This is a genomic window from Streptomyces sp. NPDC051172 (genome assembly GCF_040682555.1).
Lineage (GTDB): Bacteria > Actinomycetota > Actinomycetes > Streptomycetales > Streptomycetaceae > Streptomyces.
Map to the genome: position 1 here is coordinate 1 of NZ_JBFBBE010000238.1, position 5,836 is coordinate 5,836.

Annotated in this window: 6 protein-coding genes; 2 read left to right on the top strand and 4 right to left on the bottom strand. The window is 68.9% G+C overall.

The genetic code is table 11. From position 1 onward, the window contains the following. A partial coding sequence (locus AB0N07_RS49535) for a transposase (protein WP_365847385.1) occupies nt 1-469 on the top strand: 469 nt, incomplete at its 5' end. Nucleotides 470-628: 159 nt separating this feature from the next. Here the strand turns inward: AB0N07_RS49535 and AB0N07_RS49540 are convergent. The 4 genes from AB0N07_RS49540 to AB0N07_RS49555 all read right to left on the bottom strand — a co-directional run bounded on the left by AB0N07_RS49540 (nt 629) and on the right by AB0N07_RS49555 (nt 4,189). After that, the gene (locus tag AB0N07_RS49540; protein WP_365847387.1) at nt 629-1,489 is read right to left on the bottom strand and encodes a nucleotidyltransferase domain-containing protein; all 861 of its coding nucleotides are present in this window, start codon (nt 1,487-1,489) and stop codon (nt 629-631) included. A 101-nt stretch (nt 1,490-1,590) separates the two neighbouring features. Further along, nucleotides 1,591-2,922 (bottom strand): hypothetical protein, encoded by a 1,332-nt coding sequence (locus tag AB0N07_RS49545; protein WP_365847389.1) that lies wholly within the window; start codon nt 2,920-2,922, stop codon nt 1,591-1,593. Nucleotides 2,923-3,158: 236 nt separating this feature from the next. Continuing rightward, nucleotides 3,159-3,743: a restriction endonuclease gene (locus tag AB0N07_RS49550; protein ID WP_365847395.1), complete on the bottom strand. Its 585-nt coding sequence runs from the start codon at nt 3,741-3,743 to the stop codon at nt 3,159-3,161. Between the two features lie 95 nt (nt 3,744-3,838). Next, nucleotides 3,839-4,189 carry a hypothetical protein gene (locus AB0N07_RS49555; protein WP_365847391.1) on the bottom strand — a complete coding sequence of 117 codons (351 nt, stop codon included), beginning with the start codon at nt 4,187-4,189 and terminating at the stop codon, nt 3,839-3,841. Between the two features lie 903 nt (nt 4,190-5,092). On the opposite strand from AB0N07_RS49555, the gene AB0N07_RS49560 reads away from it, so the two are divergent. After that, a partial coding sequence (locus AB0N07_RS49560) for a carbon-nitrogen hydrolase family protein (RefSeq protein ID WP_365847393.1) occupies nt 5,093-5,836 on the top strand: 744 nt, incomplete at its 3' end.

A 5,836-nucleotide genomic window follows, 5' to 3' on the forward strand; every position in this document is an offset into this window, starting at 1 on the left:
GCGTTCCAGCAGTACCTCGACGCACGCGGCCTGCCCCGACCCCTGTGGTGGCGCCAAGGCAAATGACCCCGGGCCTCAAGATTCCCGACGGAGTCACTCACTGTTGTTGCCAAAGCAGCGGCGTCTGGTCGATGAACTGCTGTCTCTGACCGGTGGGATGCCGGTGTGGCGGCCGCGGATCAGCGATGTCGCCTGGCAGACGCTGTCCGGGCTGCTGCCCGCGCGGTCGCATACCGGGGGCCGTCCCCGCAGCGAACGGCAGATCCTGGAAGCCATCGTCCACATTGCCTGCACCGGACAGGCGTGGACACGGCTTCCCCCAGCCCTGGGTCCCTTCCATGCCTGCCGGCGCCGCTTCCTTCGCTGGCGCGACGACGGCACCCTCAAGCAGATCTGCCGCGCTGTCCTGCCTGAAGGGGACGCCGTCTGGCAGCAACGGCTGGCCGCCTACATCGACACGTCTGCCTGAAGAGATCCGTAACCGCGTGCGCCAGGAGCGTGGTGTGCATCCGATGGTGAGGCGTTCGTCAATACGGTGCCGCCCAGGGCATCTGGCGCGAGCGTTGTCGTCCGGTCTGCCGGACGACAACGCTGGCCGACGGGGGCTCACCCGGGCATGGGCGGTCCGTCACGGGCGGGGTAGGGCGGAACGGTCCTGGGCGGTGATGTGGAGGGTGTGCAGGGGTTGGGTCCGAGTGGGGCGGACGATTTCGAACCAGTCGGTGCCCTCCTGCAGGTGGTGGGAGATGCTGCGGTGGTGGCTCCAGCCGAATCCGATGCCGGTCTGCCAGGTGGTGCCGCTGTAGCGGCTGCCGATGACCGGTTCCCCGTGCAGGTAGACGGAGTCGAGGGGGCGGGAGGTGGCTTCGAGGTGGGTGAGGACGGCTGCCGCGGCGCGGCGCAGCGGGCTGGTCTCGCTCCAGCGGGTGAGGGCTTCGAGGGCTGCGGGATGGGCGGGTTCGGCGTCGGGGAGCTGGAGTTGGCGGATGGTGGCGGCCTTGCGGTCAACGAGGTCGGTGAGATCGATGCGGACCGGGCGCGGGACCCAGCGGTCGATGCCGTCGAAGGCTTCGATCATGTGGTCGCGTGGGGCCCGGCCTGCCTCGGGGTCGGGGGTGATGGCGGCGAGCCGGGTGCGGGCAGCATCGACGGGTTCGCCCCGTGTCCACAGCAAGGTCAGCTCGAACCCTTCCGCTTCGAGGGTCTTGCGTTCACCGAAGTGGATCTGCAGGCCACGACTGTTGCCCTTCAAGGCGCGCTTCATCGAGGCGGAAGGGTCACGGCCGTAGGACAGGGCGCGGACAAACTCGGAGACGAGACGGTCGTCCCTGCGATGCTCCACAACCAGGTCGACGTCCGAGGGGTTCAGTGCACCGCGTGCGTAGGAGCCGAAGACGAGGATCTCGTCGACGAGGTCCAGCGGCCAGCCTCCCGCCTCCAGCCGGTCGAGCAGGTCCTTCAGGAGCGTGGTGGCGCGCTCGCGTTTCACGGAAGACCTCCGCTGGTCGGTTCGGGTGCCGGTGCACCTGGGTCTGCGGTACAGCCGGTCTGCTGCGAAGTGCCCAGCCAGGGGTGGGGCACGGTGGTGTCTTACAGGGTGGTCGGCAGTGAGATCACCGGCTCGGAGACGGCCTGCGAGATGCAGGCGGGAGCGGTGCGGCCCGCCTGGGTGCAGGTCAGGGTGAGGAGTTGGAGATAGCCGAGGGAGACCGGGCGTCCGGGGAGCTTGCCCGCTGCCTGTTCGAAGCGCTCGAGCGTGGCGGACTTGATGCCCAGGTGGCCGGCGGCGTCGTGGAGATCGAGTCCTGCGGCCTCGCGAGCTTCCTGAAGGGTTTGGGCGTTGTCGTGCCAGACCTGCGGTGCACTCTCGGCGGTGTCCCGTGCCACGGCTGCCCGGGACACCGCAAGGACGGTGCGGATCCGGTCGGTACGGGGTCCGAGCAGGAACCGGGCGAGGCGGGCGGCATCGGCCGTGCGGTCGACGCCTTCACTCCAGGGCTGGGAGGCCTCCTCGTACACGCGGGCCCGGGCCGTGGCGCAGTCCTCTCGCTCGCCGGATTCGGCGCTGTAGGTGCGGTGGCGGTCGCTGGCGGAGGTCAGTGTGCTGTCCTTCGCGAGGTCCGCGTCGCGGTCCTCGTCGTCGGCCTCGATCCCGTCGATGACGTCCCGGACCTGCTGGCGTTCTTGTGGGGTCAGGACGCTCGCGAGTGCTTCCGCGGCCGCCTGGGCTTCGGGCCGTCCGGCGGGCTCGAAGCTGCCGCCCCAGGCGTGGGATGCGTCTTGTCCCTCCGCCCTCTGGAAGGCCACGTCGATGGCTTCGAAGGTGTGCGGGCTCCAGGCATGCATCATCAGGATGATTTCCTGCACCGCACGCTGGGCGGCCGGGCCCGTCTCCCGTGCGGTCCCGCTGCTGTGGCGGTGCCGTGTTCCGCTCATCCAGTCGGTGAAGGTCTCAGGCCGGCGGGAGTCGGATGGTTGCGCGTCCGCGAACCAGCGCGCTGCCCTCACGACGCAGGCGTGCGCGTGCTGGATGGCGGCGTACCAGCCGAACAGTGCCTCGCGGTAGTCATCCGCATGACGGTCCTCGGCAAAGGTGCCGGTCTGGGTGCGGCAGTGCTGCGGGCACTCCGCCGCGTTCACCCGGTAGAGAGCGGCGCGGGTTTCGGGGAACGTCAGCAGAGCGATGTCCAGGTGCTCGTATTTGGGGCCGCGGTTGCGGCGCTTTTCGAGCCCGTGGTCGAGGAAGACCTGGAAGCGGGGTTCCTCACGCCAGTTCACCGCGGCACTGCGGACACGGGAGTCGCTCTGCCACGCTCTGGTCGCGATGACCTCCCGCAGCGCCGAAGCAACGTCCCGCCGCAGCGCCGCACCCCATGAGATCAGGACCGGCAGGCACTGAGGATCATTCCCCAGCGCGGACATCACCAGATCGACGTCATCGTGACGGTGAAGATGGCGCTGGAACACGAACGCCCCCAATCGACGCAGCAGATCCCATCTCGGTCCTGGCTTTCCGCACAGAGACGGAGCCCAGTGCCCTCATCCTGCACCAGGGCTCGGACACCTCGCCCGGAAACTGGTGATCTACCCAACTCGGTGCCATACAGAAGGGTTTGCTCGCTGCCGGGCCTGCGGTGGCGGCCCTTCAGCAGATCCGCTCAGGAGAGGGAGGACGGCCTGCGGGGCGCGGGAAGCGCGTGCAGCAGTTCCCACAGGGGTCGGCCCTGGGACGCCCAGGTTCCCAGCAGTTGGCGGTCGACGAGGTGGAGGCGCTGCTGGCGGGCGAAGGTGCGGCCGGGCTGGGTGATCCTGCCGTTGGTCAACATCACCACCACGTCGGCCCGGTGGACCGGGCGGCCCGTGCCGTTGAGGACCTGCAGGTCGGGGGTGCCCACGGCGGCACCCCGTTCGCCGCCACACCGGTGTTTGCACTGGATCACCCACCGGCGCCCCAGCGGGTCGGTCGCCTTCACGTCCGCGCCCAGGTCTCCCTGCCCGCCGACCTGGACCGCGTCCGTGCAGCCGTCCCGGAGCATCAGGTCCCGCACGGCGAACTCGAACTGCCGGTGGGAGAGGGCGTCCAACTGGGCCAGGCCGTAACGCAGAGCGCGAGCCCGGGCCTGTTCCCAGCGCATGCGCTCCGCCCGCCGGTGCCACCACACGATGCCGGCCGGTACGGCGACGACAGCTGCCGCGAGCAGCAGCCACCAGTGCACGAGCAGCCAGTGGACCACCGCCACCATGAGGAAGATCACCCCTGCCGCGGTCACCGCCACCAGGACGAACTGGCTGTCGTCCTGCTGCTTGCGACGCGGCCTGCGGGAAGGCCGATGCCGGGTCACCGTCCGCTTCCCATGCGCGAGAAGTCGACCGGGTACGACACCGTCGGCGTGGGCACAGCCCTGTGGGTGGTGGGAGTGTCGAACCTGATCGGATACGACACCGTCGGGCTCGGCACCGCACGACCCTGCTCGCCTGCACCGGCACCGTCGTAGCGGACCGGGTAGGAAACCTGCGGCCGGGGGCGGGTTCCGGATGTGTCCCCGGCGTCCGCACTGTTGCCGTACCCGAGCACGACCAGCGCGGCGAAGGCGAAGATGGTCAGTTCCTGGCGCGCACCCGGCGCCCACCGGGTATGTCCGCGGACCGGTGTCCCGTCAGAGCGCATGTACGGCCGCACGAATGGCATGCGGTCCCCCCTCAGATGGTCGTCACGTCCCCTGTCGCACACCATGCTGGTGGCCGCCACTGACAACGACGCATCCGATCGCTCCCAACTATGCCTTTTCCAGGGCCAGTTCACGCCACCTGCATGTGTTGTCGGCTGCCGATCGACGCCTCGGCCGCTTGCGTCCGCAGGGCCGGCCCGCTCCTGGCGGCTCTCCCCCGAAGGCGGCTTTGACCAGAGATGAAGGCGGGCGGCGGGCAGTGCAGGAAGTACCGGCGTTGAGGACGGTCACGCCCACCAGTGGTGGCGGATTGCGCCATTTTCTGGCGTTGCCTGTGTGGATGCCGGAGTCCGCTCTGGTCTCGGCGGTCATGACCAACGCCGGACTCACCGTGCCCAGCAGCTGGTCCCGTCAGCCATCACTGGAGAACAAGCCGGTCTGCACACCCCTCAGGCACCGCCCGCCGTGGCACAGCCGGAGGCCCAGACACGACCGCTTCCACGTGCAGCCGGGCCCTCCTTCCGCTTGGCGGTGGTGTGTGGACGAGCCCCGCGCGACGAGGCACCGACACACGGTGCCCCGTCGCGTCTTCTGCCGGGCCGCACGGTGATCAAGCCCGAGTCGGGGCAACGGCCATACCGGCGTGCGGCGTTCCGCGTGTCGCCTTCCCGCACTGTCAGGCCGGTCATACGGCCGGGGTCTGGTGTGAGCGGAAGTGCAACGGTCAGGCCGCTGTAAGGATCATCCGGGTACGCAACCCCCGGGACAGCGGCCTGCAGTTCAAGGACGGGGCGGCCAGCAAGCGCATTCGTCGATGAGAAGGCATGCCAGGTCGCCCGTCATCGTTCCCGTCGCCGATGAAGATGCGCCAGGCGATACCCCGTGATGCGGATTGCGGCGCCGCCATGCCTAGGCTGCTGTCCATGGCCGCCTCGTCCTCGCTTCGCATCGCGATCGCCCAGACAATGATCAGTCACAATGCCCGCCACAACGGCCTGACGGTCCGCCGGCTCATGCGCGAAGCCGCCGAAGCGGGCGCCCAGCTGATCCAGTTCCCCGAAGGCTGCCTGTCGGGCTACGCCAAGGAGCAGATCAGCGACTGGGACCAGGTGGACTGGCCTGCGATCGAGGAGGAGCACCGCCAAGTGGCTGGGCTCGCGGCCGAGTTGCAGCTGTGGGTGGTGCTGGGAAGCGCCCACCGGCTCACTCCACCGCACCGCCCACACAACAGTCTGTACATCATCAACGCCGACGGGCAGGTGACAGGACGCTATGACAAACGCTACTGCTCGCACACCGAGGTCCTGCGCTACTACACCCCGGGCATCCGGCCGAGCGTCTTTTCCGTCAACGGATTCAGGTTCGGCTGTGCCCTCTGCATCGAGGTCAACTTCCCGGAACGGTTCGCGGAGTACGAACGCCTCGGGGTGGACTGCCTGCTGCTGTCAGCCTACCCGGTCGATTCGGTCTTCGAGATCAAGGCCCGGGCACATGCCGCGATCAACAACTACTGGCTGGCGATGGCCACACCGGCCCAGACCACCGCTCTCCTCAACTCCGAACTGATCGGCCCCGCCGGCGGGCACCCCGTGACCGCGGCGAGTCGGCGCACCCGGTCCTGCCAGATGGTCTCCGATCTCCATCGCTGCACCTGCCACGACCACACC